The organism is Hominimerdicola alba 8 (assembly GCF_000178155.2).
Lineage (GTDB): Bacteria > Bacillota > Clostridia > Oscillospirales > Ruminococcaceae > Hominimerdicola > Hominimerdicola alba_C.
Window position 1 is genome coordinate 1 of the sequence record NZ_ADKM02000018.1, and the last position, 16342, is coordinate 16342.

12 protein-coding genes are annotated in these 16342 nt (G+C 52.1%); 4 read left to right on the forward strand and 8 right to left on the reverse strand.

The window, feature by feature from the left end:
- Window positions 1-58: 58 nt before the first annotated feature.
- On the reverse strand, window positions 59-1429 hold the full coding sequence (locus CUS_RS00810) for a diguanylate cyclase domain-containing protein (RefSeq protein WP_002847172.1): 1371 nt from the start codon (window positions 1427-1429) through the stop codon (window positions 59-61).
- Window positions 1430-1562: 133 nt separating this feature from the next.
- On the opposite strand from CUS_RS00810, the gene CUS_RS00815 reads away from it, so the two are divergent.
- Window positions 1563-2111 carry an NADH peroxidase gene (locus CUS_RS00815; RefSeq protein WP_002847084.1) on the forward strand — a complete coding sequence of 183 codons (549 nt, stop codon included), beginning with the start codon at window positions 1563-1565 and terminating at the stop codon, window positions 2109-2111.
- 59 nt (window positions 2112-2170) lie between these two features.
- Here the strand turns inward: CUS_RS00815 and CUS_RS00820 are convergent, their stop codons facing one another.
- From CUS_RS00820 to uxuA, 6 genes are all read right to left on the reverse strand, one after another.
- The gene (locus CUS_RS00820; protein WP_002846944.1) at window positions 2171-2677 is read right to left on the reverse strand and encodes a hypothetical protein; all 507 of its coding nucleotides are present in this window, start codon (window positions 2675-2677) and stop codon (window positions 2171-2173) included.
- Window positions 2678-2734: 57 nt separating this feature from the next.
- Window positions 2735-3331 carry a hypothetical protein gene (locus CUS_RS00825; RefSeq protein ID WP_002846957.1) on the reverse strand — a complete coding sequence of 199 codons (597 nt, stop codon included), beginning with the start codon at window positions 3329-3331 and terminating at the stop codon, window positions 2735-2737.
- Between the two features lie 216 nt (window positions 3332-3547).
- Window positions 3548-4249: an MIP/aquaporin family protein gene (locus CUS_RS00830; RefSeq protein WP_002847047.1), complete on the reverse strand. Its 702-nt coding sequence runs from the start codon at window positions 4247-4249 to the stop codon at window positions 3548-3550.
- Between the two features lie 272 nt (window positions 4250-4521).
- Complete coding sequence (locus CUS_RS00835) at window positions 4522-6126, reverse strand: mannitol dehydrogenase family protein (RefSeq protein ID WP_002847073.1); 1605 nt, start codon at window positions 6124-6126, stop codon at window positions 4522-4524.
- 11 nt (window positions 6127-6137) lie between these two features.
- Window positions 6138-7151 carry a sugar kinase gene (locus tag CUS_RS00840; protein ID WP_002847177.1) on the reverse strand — a complete coding sequence of 338 codons (1014 nt, stop codon included), beginning with the start codon at window positions 7149-7151 and terminating at the stop codon, window positions 6138-6140.
- 1031 nt (window positions 7152-8182) lie between these two features.
- Window positions 8183-9241: a mannonate dehydratase gene (gene uxuA / locus CUS_RS00845; protein ID WP_002847035.1), complete on the reverse strand. Its 1059-nt coding sequence runs from the start codon at window positions 9239-9241 to the stop codon at window positions 8183-8185.
- Between the two features lie 932 nt (window positions 9242-10173).
- On the opposite strand from uxuA, the gene CUS_RS00850 reads away from it, so the two are divergent.
- The 3 genes from CUS_RS00850 (at window position 10174) to CUS_RS00860 (ending at window position 13985) form a co-directional block, all read left to right on the forward strand.
- A complete protein-coding gene (locus CUS_RS00850) occupies window positions 10174-11598 on the forward strand; it encodes a LicD family protein (RefSeq protein WP_002847076.1) in 1425 nt (474 codons plus the stop codon).
- 340 nt (window positions 11599-11938) lie between these two features.
- Window positions 11939-13228, forward strand: a complete 1290-nt coding sequence (locus tag CUS_RS00855) for a CDP-glycerol--glycerophosphate glycerophosphotransferase (RefSeq protein ID WP_002847042.1) — start codon at window positions 11939-11941, stop codon at window positions 13226-13228.
- Between the two features lie 4 nt (window positions 13229-13232).
- Window positions 13233-13985, forward strand: a complete 753-nt coding sequence (locus CUS_RS00860) for an IspD/TarI family cytidylyltransferase (protein WP_002846999.1) — start codon at window positions 13233-13235, stop codon at window positions 13983-13985.
- Window positions 13986-14436: 451 nt separating this feature from the next.
- Here CUS_RS00860 and CUS_RS00865 read toward each other — a convergent pair whose 3' ends face one another.
- Window positions 14437-15801 carry an SGNH/GDSL hydrolase family protein gene (locus CUS_RS00865; protein WP_002847040.1) on the reverse strand — a complete coding sequence of 455 codons (1365 nt, stop codon included), beginning with the start codon at window positions 15799-15801 and terminating at the stop codon, window positions 14437-14439.
- Between the last annotated feature and the right edge of the window lie 541 nt (window positions 15802-16342).

A 16342-nucleotide genomic window follows, 5' to 3' on the forward strand; every position in this document is an offset into this window, starting at 1 on the left:
CTTCTGCCGACCTTATATATCATCTGTCTGTCATGCGCACCGTTAAGCCATGCACATCTCACTTCCTGAAAACGCTTTTTTTGCTGTAGACCGCGTAGGAACGTTCATCATCGTTCACCGCATCTTCCAGCGCCTTTTCAGCCATGTCGTAAAGTTCGTCATAGTCGCCGCTGCTGTGAGGGAACACCGCCGCGCCTATACATATCTGCATATCACCCTGATTTGCCAGCATCACCGAGTTCATATGCTCGCTCAGCTTCACAAGGCTGTCTTTCAGCGCATCGTTCGCCTTGAACAGGTCATACTGGGTGAAGTTCGCCATAACTATGAACTTGCCCTCGCCTATCCTGCCGACTATGTTCTCAGATGTCGGGTCGTCTGTGCCGAAGAACTCTGCCAGACCGCGATAGGTCTTGATTATCGAGCCGTTGTATCCCGCTCTGCCGTAGCGCTTGCCCAGTTCTTCCATATTGACTATCTTCACCAGCGCCAGCATGTATGTCGAGCCTGCCGCGCAGGTTTCCAGCCTGTCTGCTATGGTGTTCTCAGCCTCTTCCGCGTTGGTTATGCCTGTAAGCATATCCACTTCGGGTGTCAGCATCGGTGAGCCGCCCAACGACTGTTCGTCCTTTGTACGCACCACATACATGACAGTCAGCACCGCCATAGTCAGCACCATCAGCACCGCCACTTCCAGCGCCAGCTTCTTATAGAATTCATAAATGGCTGTCATGTCCTTTATCAGCACGATCTTCCAGCCGTTGTCGAGCGTCCTGCAAACCTGAACTGCGGTATCTGTGATAACAGCGTAGCTGCCGCCCTCTCCCTCTTCAGGTTCGAGAGTTCCTTCGCTGTTGGATACCGACATTATCACATTGCCGTCACCGTCCTCCAGCAGCATGCCCACTTTGTCTTTCAGTTCAGCATCAGTCAGCATATATCGCAGTTCATCAGTGTAAAATCCGCCTACGAACAGCGTGTGTTCATTGGCGCGGCATATGTAAAACACCTTGTTGAAATTGCCATCTATGCCTGTCACCCATATCCTGCGCTTTTCGCCCAGCATATCGGTCAGCACAGGGTATATCTTTCCGTCATCATCGCCCAGCAGTTCCCGCGAACCCTCCGACAGCTTGCCTGCCGCCGCATCATTTCGGTAGAGCAGTGTGAAATCGCAGTAATTGTCGATAAGACTCAGCCCCGTGACCTTGTTCTTCAGTTCAGATAACCTGCGGGTCATATCATACTCGCTCATAGTCGAGAAGTCAGCCGCATCAAAATCGGTATACTCGCTGTCAGCCATCAGTGTAACGCTTGCATCTTCCAGCTTTGCGAGCTGCATATCCAGTCCCGAAGCCGCCTGCTGTGCGGATATCCTGAGCATCTCGGCTTCATTTTCCAGTTGTTTGTCATAGTGGATATACCCCATAAATTAAAAAACCCCTTTTGTCAAAATAGACAAAATTCGTATAGAATATTCTACTCCCCGTAAGGCGCGGTTAGTCTTGACAAAGAGGGACTTTTCGTGCGATAATCAAAAAAAGTCCAAAGGAGGAATTAACATGAAGAAGTTTGTATGTACGATCTGCGGTTATATCTATGAGGGCGAGTCTGCTCCCGAAAAGTGTCCCCAGTGCAACGCTCCCGCATCAAAGTTCGATGAACTTAAGGAAGCGGCTGAACTGACATGGGCTGATGAGCACAGAGTCGGCATCGCACAGGGTCTTGACCCTGAGATAGTTGCAGGTCTTAAGGAAAATTTCAACGGCGAGTGCAGTGAGGTAGGCATGTATCTGGCTATGGCAAGGGTCGCTTACAGAGAGGGCTATCCCGAAGTTGGTCTGTATTATGAGAAGGCGGCTTGGGAAGAGGCTGAGCATGCGGCTAAGTTCGCTGAACTGCTGGGCGAGGTCGTAACACCTTCCACAAAGAAGAACCTTGAAATGAGATACATGGCTGAGAACGGCGCATGCGAAGGCAAGATGAAGCTGGCAAAACGCGCTAAGGAACTGGGCTATGATGCAGTACACGACACCGTTCACGAGATGGCTAAGGACGAAGCAAGACACGGCTGCGGCTTCAAGGGTCTGTATGACAGATATTTCAAGTAATATGTACGCATAACGCAAAAGGCATGAGGATATCTCCCCATGCCTTTTTTTGTGCCTTTTTACAGAAATGCCCTCATATCGGCTGAAAGCTGTTCCTCGATGGATATGAGCTTTTTGGTGATGTCTTTGGAATATTCCTCAGCGGCGGCGTACTGGTTGAGGTACTTTGAAAGTGACTTTATGCCCATATTGCACCCATCGGTGATGAACTCTGCGGCGGCGCTGTCAGTGTCTTTGGTGACCAGCTTGAAGTTCGCCTTGATACTGCCCATGACCTCAGCTATCATCGGCGGGTCTTTGCCGTCATCTCCGAAACGGTCAAGGCGGCGGGCTATCTCACGGGACATCTCCATGTGCTGAGCTTTGCTGTGGTCAAGCACCTTTTTCAGCGGCTCGCTCAGCCGAAACTCCATCGTGTCCTCAATTGAAGAAACTCCCATCTTCACGCCCGCATCGCACTCCCTCAGCAGGCGTATGGTGTCTTTTTCTATCATGCTATCAGTCCTTTCGGTGTTGATGATCTTATTATTGCCGAAATGCCGCGCAAGTATACAAAAAGGCGGCACCGCCTCTCCGCCCCCTTACGGGGACGCAGTCTGGTGCCGCCACTCACTGTCAAATTGTTATTTCGCCGCGATATCCAGCTTGTAAACAGCTGTCAGCGGTTCGGCATCGGGAAGTTCTATCCCCGAAATATCGGGCGCATCGAGCGAACTGAAATACACCTCGCCATCAGCGATGTAAACAGGCGCACCGTCAATGCCGTGACCCTGTATAAAGCCCTTGCCCGCTTCAAAAAGTTCAGTCTGCGCGTTATCAGCGCCGCCGCCCGAAACATTGCCGTCTTCTGCCGTTGAAATGCACATCAGCAGGCGGTCGTCAGCCTTGTCGATGATGAAATATTCATATCCGCGTGCTTTGGCAGACCACACACCGTCATCAAGGGTGAAGTCATAAGCCATCTGCGGTTCGGCAAGCCAGAGGTCATCGGGGTTTCTGAACACCTCAGCCACCATGCTGTTTTCAGGGGCTTGCAGATAAGCGCTGTACTCACTGTTCAGGTATTCGCTTATTATCCTGCATTTCTCGGTCATATCGGGCTTATCTATGCCGCTGATGTCAACAGTCTGCCTGACCGCAGGCTGACTATCGCTGACGACTTTGCCGCATGCCGAAAATACCGTCGCACAAGCAAAGATCAAAGGTATCATCTTTTTCATAGTGAAGCACCTCCGAACTGATATATTGTACGTTGTCTGTTCATTTATGACATCATTATACCACTTTCCTCCCCCGATTTCAACAGTTAACGGCAGTTCTGTAACCATTTTTGTACATCTGCACATTTTGAGCGCACACTTTTCCGCCCTTTTCACAATTCGGGAGGGTCGAAAAAAGCGGCACGCTGTTTCGCATGCCGCCCTCTTTATCGCTTGTTACTTTTCTGCCGACAGGAATTTGTAAGTGAATGCCGCCAGTGCCGAACCTGCGAAAGGTCCCACGATGAACACCCACAGTTCCTTTATGGGCTGATCGTTGTCGAAGATAGCCGCGAATACTGCGGGGAACAGGCTTCTTGCGGGGTTTACCGATGTGCCTGTCAGACCGATGCCCAGTATGTGTACCAGCACCAGCGTCAGACCGATGATGAGTCCGCCGAAAGAACCGTGGCCCGCCTTGCTGTCGGTAACGCCCAGTATGGTCAGCACAAAGATGAATGTGAGAACTATCTCAACTACCAGACCTGCCGCGATACTGCCGTTAACACCGCCCAGACCGTTCGCGCCGAAGCCGCCTGTCTTGTCCTCAACGCCGCCCAGCGTGAAGATTATCGCCAGTATAGCCGAACCCAGAAGCGAACCCGCGCACTGTGAAAGCACATAGCCCACAAACTCACTGCCTGTCATGCCGCCCTTTATCAGAACGCCCAGCGATACCGCAGGGTTTATGTGACAGCCCGAAATGTTGCCCACGCAGTAAGCCATTCCCACTATCACCAGACCGAAAGCCAGCGCGGTGAGTATGTAGCCGCCGCCGTTCACGGCATCACAGCCCACCAGCATGGCAGTGCCGCAGCCGCAGGTCACAAGCACGCATGTGCCGATGCACTCGGCAAGATACTTTTTCATTTTTTCCATGTCAAGACCTCCTCTTAAATGTCAGAAAAACGCGCGTTTGCGCAGTTGCCGCCGATGTCCCCCGCCCGACGGGGCAGAGTTTACCATTTAAATTATATCCGAGTTCGGGCGGCTTGTCCAGCGAAAACGGACGGATTTTACATTGTATCTTTAAAATTATACTTTTTAGACAATCACGCCGCGTGATAATTGGGCAATTACACCGTCCCGAACGCCCCGCGCATAACTATCCCCAATACGCCCGCGAACCGCCCGTCATAAAACGGAGGGCATCATTCCGCCGACACCGCATCGTGCAGGACTTTTCTGACTGCCCCCGCACCTGCCAGCATCTTGTCGAGGTAAGCGGCTATCTTATCTGCCAGCCCGACACTCACAAGGTCAGCGCCGAAGAGAGCTTCGTTTTTCAGCACTGATTCAACAGCCGCCCTGTCACAGCCCTTGCCGAACCATTCGGGGCGGACTGTCTTCTGCATCTCGTCAAGCATCGGGTCGGCGCTGAGTTCCATCGGTGCGCCGTCATCTCCGACAGCTGTCAGGTATCTCAGCCAAGCCGCTATGACGAGTGGTATCATCTCCAGTTTTGATGCACTGCCCTTTTCGGCATACGCACGCACCGTCCCGCCGAAGCGTATGGCAAGTTTCTGGCTGGTATCGGTGGCTATGCGCTGGGGGGTATCGGGCAGATAGCTGTTAGGCAGACGTTCTTCAAGCACCTCTCTGAGGAAGTTTTCGGGGCTTATCATGTGCGGGTCGATGACCACAGGCAGACCCTCCTTATACCCCAGACGGTACACCAGCGCTTTCAGGTCGCTGTCTTCCATCTCTTCCGATATCTTCTTATGCCCCAGCAGACAGCCGAAAACTGCCAGCGCAGTGTGCAGAGGGTTAAGGCAGGTCATAACTTTCATCTTCTCAGCCCTGTCCACCGACTCTCTGTCGGTCATGTAAACGCCCGCCTTTTCAAGGGGCGGTCTGCCGTTGGGGAAATCGTCCTCTATGACCAGATATTCGGGCATCTCGGCATTTACGAAAGGCGCTGTGAAAGTGCCGCGCGAAGTTTTTACAGGCGACATGCCCTCAACGCCCAGCGCAGTCAGTTCGCCGCATATGGTGCTGTCGGGGCGCGGGGTTATCTTGTCTATCATGCTCCAGGGGAAGCTGACTTTCGGGCTTTTGAGCCATTCCACGAAATCAGCGCCGCAGAAGCCGCGCCTGCACCAGCCCTCAGCTATGGTCAGCACGCTTTCTTTCAGCTTTTCACCGTTGCGGCTGCAATTATCCATGCTGACGAGAGCGACAGGTGTGCCGCCCGCGCAGAACCTTTCATACATGAGCGCCGCCGTCACCGACATGGCAGAGCGCAGTTCACCCGACATGCCGTCGTCGATATCGGCTTGCACATACGGCAGTATATCGCCGTTCATATCTTTTACGGCATAGCCTTTCTCGGTTATGGTGTAGGATATCATTTGCAGGCTGTCACTTTTCGCGATAGTTCCGAGTTTCGCCATACCCTCGCCTTTTGCGCACACAGCGCCGCCGATACTGCCTATCACCCGCAGATATTTCTCGCCCCTTGCGGGCAGACCCACCAGCAGTGAGAGGTCATCGTATGGGTCGTATATCTTATCGATAGTTTCTGTATCGAAGCTGTCGGCGGCTATTATGCCGCTGTCCATATCGCCCTGACAGATAAGATCATCAGCCAGCCTTGCGATATACCCGCGAAAGATGTTGCCCCCGCCGAAATGCACCCAACGCGGGGCTTTTTCGGTGTTTCGCTTTATCATATCGGTATCGTACAGCGGCAGTATGAAGCCTTTCTCCTGCCAGAGGGCTTTTTCGCTGACGATGCTTTGGGTATTGAGTTTCATAGCAATTCTCCTTATCTTTGTACCTGTGCCGAGCCGTTCCCGAACGCCAGTGCTTTCACTTCATCGGCAGACATCAGGTTGCAGTCGCCCTCTACCGAGAGTTTCAGGCAGGAAGCCGCCGCCGCGAACTCCACCGCATCATGGGTGGACATACCCTCAGACAGGGCGTATATCAGCCCCGCCGCGAAGCTGTCGCCGCCGCCCACGCGGTCAACCACATGGGAGGTATACTCGCGGCTGAAGCAGTGCTGTTCGCCGTCATACAGCAGAGCCGCCCAGCGGTTGTCCTCCGCACTGAGGGTAGTGCGCAGTGTTATGGCGACTTTTTTCAGCCCGAAGCGTTCTCTCAGCTGTTCAGCCACAGCTTTGTAGGCGTTATAATCGCTGTCATCGCGGGCGTTGGTGGGTATGCCGAAGAGTTCTTCCGCCTGATCTCTTCCGCCGATGTAGATATCGGTATAGCGGAGTATCTCAGCCATGACCCGACCCGCAGTTTCCTTATCCCACAGTTTGCGGCGGAAATTTATATCACAGCTGACAGTCAGACCCATCTCCTTAGCGGTCCTGACGGCTTCAAGTGCGGCTTTGGCGGCTTCACCGCCCAGCGCGGGGGTTATGCCCGTTATGTGGAACCAGTCAGCGCCCGCGAGAAGTCCGCGCCAGTCATAGTCTTCCGCCTTAGCGGTGGCAAAAGCCGAACCTGCCCTGTCATAGATGACTTTTGAGGGTCTTTGCGCGGCACCTTTTTCGATGAAATAAATGCCTATCCTGTCACCGCCGCGAATGACCGCAGAGGTATCCACCCCGTACTGACGGAGTGTATTTATCGCCGCCTGACCTATCTCATGGGCAGGCAGTCGGCTGACGAACTTTGCATCATACCCGAACTGCACCAGCGAAACGGCGGTATTTGCTTCACCGCCGCCATATACCACGCCGAAGCTGTCCGCCTGAATAAATCTTTTATGTTCTTCGGGTGAGAGCCGCATAAGCAGTTCCCCGAATGTTACTACTTTTCTTGCCATATCTGTTCACCATTTTTTATTAGTTTTTTGTTTGATTTTTTGGGGTAGGGCGGGGGCTTGCTCCCGCCGTGTTACACCGCCACGCCGTGTTACATAACACCACCATGTTTAACGCCGAATTATCGGGTCACCGCCGCGAGGATTTGCCGTTTTATCGCGGGGGTGTGCGGCAAACTTGGGGTAGGGCGGGGGCTTGCTCCCGCCGCTTGATTATCGCCATGCCGTGTTAAAACGCCGAATTATCGGGTCACCGCCGCGAGGGTTCGCCGTTTTATCGCGAGTGTGTGCGGCAAACTTGGGGTAGGGCGGGGGCTTGCTCCCGCCGCTTGATTATCGCCATGCCGTGTTAAAACGCCGAATTATCGGGTCATCGCCGAAAGGGTTTGCCGTTTTATCGCGAGTGTGTGCGGGTCGAACGGCGGGAGCAAGCCCCCGCCCTACACTATTGACAGTTACCCGCCAAAACAGCCCGCTTTCGGTCATGTCAATAATTATGAATTATGAATTATGAATTAAAACACGCCCTACACCTTAGAATTGCGTTTCACGTAAGGGAGCGATGACCGACCGCCGCGAAAGTCTGCCTTTTTTATCACTTTGGAGCTATGACCGACCGCCGAAGACGCTGTCGCTGTTCGGCTAGATGTCGCGGGCAATTCGTCGCACGCACATGGTTTCTGCGGGGCGAGAATTTTGAGCACGCTCTTTTCTTTGCGAATTGCCCGCTCTTTTTTTGTAGGGCGGGGGCGTTCGCGACTGTGTCGGCGTTACTCTCGCCGTTGTTTACCGCCACGCCGTTGTTTACCGCCGCTTGTGGACGTTCATTTTGCTATGCTTTTATTGCTTGATGTGCATTTTGGCTTTGTGCTTCGGTGATTGAGGGCTCTGCCCTCAAACTCCCGCAAGCCTGCTGGCGCGAGGCTTGACCGCGCGCTTTTTCTCGCGCATAGCTTTGTGTTCTTACTCGGCTTTGTTGGGCGGCAAAGTGACCGCTGAAACTGCCCACTTTCGCCCCTGCCAATAATTATGAATTATGAATTATCCAAGCAGTCCCATACGCCTAAAATGTACATGATGCCTAATGCTCTGTCATATAAGCCGTATCCGGGACGGCATTTCTCCCCCCAGATGTGCCTGCCGTGATCGGGACGTATGTAACCATCAAAGCCGCAGTCATGGTACGCCTTTATGATGTCAAGGATACCCACATCTCCGTCACAGTCACGGTGTGATGTTTCACTGAAATCTCCGTTGTCAAAGTGCTTCACATTGCGTATGTGCGCAAACGCGATGCGATCACAGTGCTTGCGTACTATCTCAGCTACGTTGTTAGCAGGGTTCGACCCCAGCGACCCCGAACATAAGGTCAGACAGTTGTAAGGGTCATCTACCATTTTCAGGAAACGTTCCACCGCCGCTTCATCGGTGATAAGGCGCGGCAGACCAAATATGTCCCAGGGCGGATCATCGGGGTGTATAGCCATTTTGATGCCGCTCTCATGGCAGGTGGGCATTATCGCTTCAAGGAAATACTTGAGGTTCGCCCAGAGCGCCTCCTTGTCAACGTTCTTGTACAGTGCGAAAAGTTCTTTAAGGTTGGCGAGCCTTTCAGGTTCCCAGCCGGGCATCGTGTAGCCCTTAGTTTCTTTGAGAATGTACGCCGCCATCTCCTCAGGGTCTTGCTTTATCTTGCTTTTTTCGTAATACAGCGCGGTCGAACCATCGGGCAGTGGGTGGAACAGGTCAGTCCTCGTCCAGTCAAAGACAGGCATAAAGTTGTAGCATACCACTTTCACGCCGAATTCGCTGAGGTTCCTGAGCGTCTGCTTGTAGTTTTCGATATAGAGATCACGGTTCTTGCCAGCGGTCTTGATATCGTCATGAACGTTCACCGACTCAACTACTTCCATGCCGAAGCCGTACTTGTCAAGCTGATCTTTTACAGCCTGTATCTCAGCCTTTTCCCAGACTTCGCCTGGCTGTTTTTCATGCAGTGCCCAGACTATCTCGGTGACACCGGGTATTTGTCTGATATCAGCGAGAGATATGCTGTCATTGCCCTCGCCGTACCATCGGAAAGACATTTTCATACGCTTACCTCCTTATTTTCCGATTTTCAAGAATATTATACTGCAAAGCGGTCATAAATACAAGTAAAAATAAGCTATTCGCACATAAGGCACTGTAAACGATTATCAAGCCTGACTTCGGGGAAAAACGCAGTTCGGTCGGCAACAGGCGGGTTACCGATTATTGCGTTTTTGTGATACATAATCATTGGCATGACCGCAAGAAAGCGCGAACTAAGCCGCCCAACAAAGCCGAGTAAGAACACAAAGCTATGCGCGAGTCAAAGCGGTCGGTCAAGCCCGCCGCCAGAGGGCTTGCGGGAGTTTGAGGGCAGAGCCCTCAATCACCGAAGCGCAAAGCCAAAATGCACATCAAGCAGTAAAAGCAAAGCAAAACCAAAGCCCACAAGTCGGATAAGCAAAGCAAATTTTCCGACCAAAGAGCGGGCAATTCGCCAGAAATCAGCGGGGCGCACAAACCTCCGACAAACGCAGTCCTTTCGGGGCAAGACGAATTGCCCGCGACGTCCAGCCGAACAGCGGAGCGTCTTCGGCGGTCGGTCATCGCTCACCAGCGTGAAACGCAATTCTAAGGTGTAGGGCGGGGGCTTGCTCCCGCCGCTCGACCCGCACACACCCGCGATAAAACGGCAAAACCTCGCGGCGGTGACCCGATAATTTGGCGGTAAACACGGTGGTGTGATATAACACGGCGGGGGCAAGCCCCCGCCCTACCCGAATTTTGTCAAACCCACGATAAAACGGCTTACTTTCGTTCATGCCAATAATTATGAATCATGAATTATGAATTAAGAATTGCCCACAAATCCCGCTTATAAGGGGAGGTTACTTGTGTATATCGCTAAAACTTCGTTTTCTTCTTCCTGCCTTGCTTTACAAGCGCGATATTTAGTGCTATAATATACTTTGGCAAATTGCAGGGAGGTGCGGAAATGTTGTATAACAAGGTCATCAAAGACTATATGGACGACTGGGCTTCACGTTCCGCTAAGGCTGAATGTATCAGGTTCAAAAGGTTATCTCAGCGCGGTATGATGCTATCATGTACTGATGTGCAGATAAATGAGGTCATCGCTGAGGTGGCTGAGATTATGGAGTTCCGCTGTACCGATATCTCACTGTCTGACAATGAGGTGAAGGTGTGCTTTTACATGTCTTTCGCAAAAGGCGATATGATGGGCGAAGTTCCCGATGTGCTTGTCACCGATATCCCGCGCATTGCCGAAAAATTCAGGAACAAGTGCGCGGTGCTGTATACGGGCGCAGTCTTCGGGGCAGGCTTTGAACACAGCGCCGTTCCCCGCCCAAACAGCGCAACTGTCATACACGATGTCATCGGCGGAATGTTCTTCATGGCGTGCCGCACGCTGAAAAAAGGTGTGTACTACGCGGGCTTCGGCGGGTGCAGCATCAAGGCGAAAGCCCTCGCATCGGGCGGATATCTGCCTGTGATGACTTATGAGGACGCGCTCTTCATGGTGAAGTTTCAGCGCGAACGCCCCGATGAACTGTTCTGCTTTGACAACACCTACGGCGGCAGACTGGCTGACCTGCACAAAGCGCTCTTCACATGCCTTGATGAGTTCGACAGGATATGCAGAGCGAACGGCATAAAGTATTTTCTGGGCGGCGGGTCACTGCTGGGCGCAGTCCGTCACGGCGGCATGATACCCTGGGACGATGACATGGACGTTATGATGCTCCGCGATGACTACAGGCGCTTTCTCGAAGTGGTGGGAAGTGAGATAGACGATGAGAAGTTCTTCTTCCAGTCGGCTGAAACTGACAGCGATTACCACAGCATCTTCACCAAGATACGGCTGAACGGCACAGTTTTCACCACGCGGTTCTCGTCCCGTTTCGGCAGTTCGCATCAGGGCATATTCCTTGACATTTTCGTGCATGACAAGACGGCTGACATAAAGCCGCTGCAAAAACTGCATGTTTTCGCCACGCTGTTCGCGCGGTCGATGGTCTTCCACAAATGGGAGGGCACGCCGATGCACTTCTACGGCAAAGCGAAACTGCTGTGCAGGCTGGCGACATGGTACATAAAGCGCACCGACATGAAAAAGCTGGAGCGCATACAGGAGAGGGTCGTGACATTCTTCGACCGTTTCCCGACACACAGTCTGTATGACGGCACAGGCGAACATCTGCGGCATGGGGCATTTCCTGCGCGGTGGCTGAAAAAGTCGGCAGAGATGAAGTTCGGTGACAGGTCATATCCCGTCCCCGCAGGTTACGACAAATATCTGCGCTATTCATACGGCGACTACATGACCCTTATCCCCGCAAGCCTGCGCAAGGCGGGGCATGATATAGTCAGGTTCGATCTGGGTGAGTACGGTCGGTAAAAGGGCTGAACTTCCTGCATGACACGGCACAGCGCCGAAAGGGGCGCGGGCGTTCGGCAAAAGGGCGCGGGAGGATATCATCTCCCGCAGGGCGGCGCGTTATATGGCAAAGCCGCGACACGGCGGCAGGCTGACTGTTCCCGCGCGGGGCAAAAGTGTAAATTTTGGGAATAAAATACGTGGTTATCCCGCTGACACACCGCAAAAACGGCGGTTTTACGGAACTTAAGGTGGTTGGCGAATATCTTTAAGATATGGGGCGCTCAATTTGTTTACCGCATTTTCAGACGGTGTGCCAAAGGGATAGTCATAATAAAATAAATCGGAGGAATAAAAGGAAATGAGCGAGTATAAGGTACAGGGCAAGATAGGACAGATAGAAAGGCGCGCGGCTGAAAAGGCGTTCTTCAAATTTCTTTTCATGCGTGCAAGGCAGAAATCCGACCTGTTCATATCTTATCTGACCAAGACATATATCTCTTACAGCACACGCGACAAGGTCGAAAAGGACAAGATAGTTTTCATGCACTACAACGATGTTTATCAGTGCAATCCCAAGTACATCATCGAGGAGATACTCAGACAGGGGCTTGACTACGACATAGTTTTCGTGACCTCAAAGGCACATATGAACGAGTTCCCGCTGCCATTCCCCGAAGGTGTGAGAGTGGTGAGGAGAAACTCCCTCGAACACTTCTATGAAGCCGCCACCGCAAGGGTGTGGGTAGATAACGCTGTGTGCTTCCCCTGGAACTATGTTCCCAAAAAGAAGAACCAGATATATATAAACACATGGCATGGTTCGATGGGTCTTAAGAGGATAGACGCATCGAACATAACCAACAAGCACTGGCGCGATGCCGCTGAGATAGCGGGCAGGATAACCAATTTCATGATATCCGACTCGGAGTTTGAAACTATGGTATACCGCACCACTCACTGGCCTGACGAGAGGGTAAAGGTGCTTGAATACGGTCACCCCAGAAATGATATTCTCTTCTGCGATGACAAAAAGCGGGCTGAACTGAAAGCTAAGGTCTGTGAATTTTTCGATATCGAAGAGGACTGCAACCTGATACTTTACGCGCCGACTTTCCGCGATGCGAGAAATCTCGACTGCTACGACCTCGACTACAACAGGGTCATCGCGGCGGCAGAAGCACGCTTCGGCGGCAAGTGGAAGATAATCAACCGCTACCACTTCAAGGTGGCTAAGAAGCTGGCAGGTGTCAAGGCTATAAAGAACAATCCCGATATCCTCAGCGGCAACACCTACGATGATATACAGGAACTCATGGCAGTGTGCGATATCGGCATCACCGACTATTCCAGCTGGATATGCGATTTCGTGCTGACAGGCAGACCGGGCTTCATCTACGCCAACGACCTGAAAGCCTACGACAAGGAGAGGGGCTTCTACTATCCGCTCGACAGCACGCCTTTCCCCATAGCCGAGAACAACGATCAGCTTGAAGCTAACATACTTAGCTTCGATGCCGGCAAGTACGCCGCCGACAAGGAAGAATTCCTCAAAGCACGCGGCAGCAAGGAAGACGGCAGGGCGGCTGAGAGAGTCGTATCTCTGCTGAAGAGATACATGAAAGAAAAGAAACATAATAAGGAGGACTAATCACATGAATATAGCAGTTATCTTCGCAGGCGGAAGCGGCGTGAGAATGGGCGCGGGCATACCCAAACAGTTCCTTGAGATAAACGGCAAGCCCATCATAGTACACACGCTGGAACTTTTCGAGAACCACAACGAGATAGACAAAATATACATCGTGATGCTGGAGGACTATATCCCCTACATGAACAAGCTGGTGAAGAAATTCGCATTGAGCAAGGTGTGCGGCATAGTCAAGGGCGGCGAAACAGGTCAGGATTCCATCTACAACGGTCTTAAAAAGGCACAGAGCGAGAACCCCGATGACTCCATCGTACTGATACATGACGGTGTCCGTCCTTGGGTCAGCTACGATACCATCTGCAACAACATCGAGGGTGTAAAGAAGAACGGCAACGCCATCACCTGCACCCCATGCTTTGAGACCATACTGATGTCCACCACAGGCAAGACTGTCGAAACAGTACCCTACCGCAAGGACACCTACGCGGCGCAGGCACCCCAGAGTTTCTATCTGGGCGAGATAATCGCAGACCACGACAAGGTCCGCGCCACCGAGAACCGCTATGACAATCTGGTGGACTCCTGCACGCTTATCAAGAGCATCGGCAAGGAAGCCCACATGGTAGAGGGCAATCGCGGCAACATAAAGGTCACCACCCCCGAAGATGTCTACATGTACCGCGCACTTATCCAGTACCGCGAGAACGAACAGGCATTCGGCATCGGCTCGACCCCCGACATTCTCAAACAGAAATGATAATATCCCCCGACTGCAAAACACAGTCGGGGGATATTGTTGGGCATGAAAAACGCCGAAGAAGAGCAGTTCTCCTGCGTTTATTGTGAATGATGTGTGTGGTATTAAACATCTTCAGATATATTATACACCATTTTTTACTATTTGTCAAGCCCTGAACAGGTATTTTCCCCGCGCCGATGGCGGGAGAAGGTGACCTCCGGCGGAGGTTATCATGAACCTGATATCTGCTGTTGAAACATTACGGCTTCTGTATATGGCTGAACAGCAGAAAAAAGAAGCAGTCAGCATAAACGCCGAGGAACCGCCATTCCTCGGCGTTTTTTTGTGATTACTGATGGAGTTGATCAGTACCTTTATTGTCTATATTGTACACCGTTTTTCCCGATTTGTCAAGCCCTGTGATATCATTCCCTCATTGTCGGGCGGGGGACGATAATGGATCGACAGATCAGCTTATGAGCCAGTTGAGTATCTGGAAGTTGGGCTTATCGTCGCCGCTGATGAATTCTACGGTGACGGTGTGTTCTGCCGCTTCATCAGAAGAGAATATCTCATCGGCTTTGGCGTAGTTGCCCCAGCCGCCGGGAAAATCGCCGTCAATGATGACGGGTTCATTGTCATCGACCTTGACTGCCACCTGACCGAAATCGCCCTTGATATTTTTCAGATACAGCATACCCAGATTTTTGCAGTTTATCTTGAAAGTCGCACTGCCGCCCGACTCACTGCCCCAGCCGCCGTTGAAGTTAGCGAACTGTATGCGCTTGGTGAAAGTTCCCGCATCGACCACCTCAACAGTTTCGGGGGTGTCCATCGAACCCAGTGAAGCGCCCGCAAATTTGTCGCCTGTGGGGGACTCTACCGCCGCAGGGTCAAAGGGGGTGACTTCCTTATTTTCGTTTTCGAGGTTCTCCTTGACCTGCTCAAAGAGGTTCAGCACGCACTGCGCCATAACAGCGTGACCCGCATCGTTGGGGTGAACGTTGTCGTTGGAGGTATCCTTCCACTGGAAATTGCCCGCATCTATTTCGGGTATGATGGCATCGTGGTAGGATATGAACGGTATGTCGTAGGTCTGCGCGACCTTTAAATGCGCATTCTGTGGTGAGCCGCCGCCTTCGGTGGAAGGCTCGATAATTATTACAGCAGGCTGAGTTTCCATAGCAAGGCACTGTCTTACAAGGCTGTCCATCGTAGACTGATACAGCTCGTTGTCCTGATCGTTTATAAACTCGATGAAGATGATATCGCTCTCTTCGGGGACATCACGCGAAGCCCTGTGTACCGCGCAATAAGAGTCAGTCGCGCCGATGCCCGCATTAGTACCCAGCACATAGTAGCCCATATTTTCTTCCCACCATGCGTTTATCAGGTTGGTGTACTGCTTTGCGGAACCTGTCGCGCCCGAACCTGCTGTGATGGAGTCGCCCAGATAACAGATATTGGTTATCGCTTTGGGGTCATCGACTGCGCGCTGTAACTTTGCGGCTAAACGCGAAGTATCGCCGCGATAGAGAAGCGATCTGCCCAGCATATTTTCGGTCGCTCCTTTGGTAAAATCGTAAGCGCCGTCATTGACGGGGTACTGTGCGAGAAGCTGAGCGGAGAGCGAGTCATCTGCGGGAGTTTCCGCCGTTTCTGCGGTGCTTTCGGCTTCTTCGGGCGTGCTTTCAGCGGGAGCTTCTGCTGAACTTTCGGCAGAATTTGCGGCTGAGTTTTCAGCTTTTGCGGAACTGTCAGCGTTTCCGCCACAGCCGACAAAAGCTGTAGCACAGACAGATAATGCAAGTAATAAAGCGAGAGTTTTTTTCATAATAATATTCCTTTCATTTTTATAATTTCCTATTTTGATCCATAATTATTGGCACGAACGACGCCTTTTGTAATTCATAATTCATAATTCATAATTGTTGACATGACCAAAAGTGAGCCGTTTTATCGCGGGTGTGTGCGGGTCGAACGGCGTTCGCGACTGTGTCGGCATAACCCCCGCCGTGTTACATCACACCACCGTGTTTACCGCCAAATTATCGGGGATTTTCACGATGGTTCGCCGTTTTATTGCGGGTGTGGCAAACTTGGGGTAGGGTGGGGGCTTGCTCCCGCCGCTTGATTATCGCCATGCCGCGTTACACCGCCAAATTATCGGGGATTTTCGCGATGGTTCGCCGTTTTATCGCATGTGTGCGGCAAACTTTGGGTAGGGCGGGGGCTTGCCCCCGCCGTGTTACATCACACCACCGTGTTTACCGCCGAATTATCGGGGATTTCCGCGATGGTTCGCCATTTTATCGCGGGTGTGGCAAAATTGGGGTAGGGTGGGGGCTTGCCCCCACCGTGTTACACCGCCAAAT

What these genes read in the sequence shown, in the direction of transcription:
- CUS_RS00810 (WP_002847172.1), bottom strand. Translation starts at nt 1,429, where the DNA reads ATGGGGTATATCCACTATGACAAACAACTGGAAAATGAAGCCGAGATG.
- CUS_RS00815 (WP_002847084.1), top strand. Translation starts at nt 1,563, where the DNA reads ATGAAGAAGTTTGTATGTACGATCTGCGGTTATATCTATGAGGGCGAG.
- CUS_RS00825 (WP_002846957.1), bottom strand. Translation starts at nt 3,331, where the DNA reads ATGAAAAAGATGATACCTTTGATCTTTGCTTGTGCGACGGTATTTTCG.
- CUS_RS00830 (WP_002847047.1), bottom strand. Translation starts at nt 4,249, where the DNA reads ATGGAAAAAATGAAAAAGTATCTTGCCGAGTGCATCGGCACATGCGTG.
- CUS_RS00835 (WP_002847073.1), bottom strand. Translation starts at nt 6,126, where the DNA reads ATGAAACTCAATACCCAAAGCATCGTCAGCGAAAAAGCCCTCTGGCAG.
- CUS_RS00840 (WP_002847177.1), bottom strand. Translation starts at nt 7,151, where the DNA reads ATGGCAAGAAAAGTAGTAACATTCGGGGAACTGCTTATGCGGCTCTCA.
- uxuA (WP_002847035.1), bottom strand. Translation starts at nt 9,241, where the DNA reads ATGAAAATGTCTTTCCGATGGTACGGCGAGGGCAATGACAGCATATCT.
- CUS_RS00850 (WP_002847076.1), top strand. Translation starts at nt 10,174, where the DNA reads ATGTTGTATAACAAGGTCATCAAAGACTATATGGACGACTGGGCTTCA.
- CUS_RS00855 (WP_002847042.1), top strand. Translation starts at nt 11,939, where the DNA reads ATGAGCGAGTATAAGGTACAGGGCAAGATAGGACAGATAGAAAGGCGC.
- CUS_RS00860 (WP_002846999.1), top strand. Translation starts at nt 13,233, where the DNA reads ATGAATATAGCAGTTATCTTCGCAGGCGGAAGCGGCGTGAGAATGGGC.
- CUS_RS00865 (WP_002847040.1), bottom strand. Translation starts at nt 15,801, where the DNA reads ATGAAAAAAACTCTCGCTTTATTACTTGCATTATCTGTCTGTGCTACA.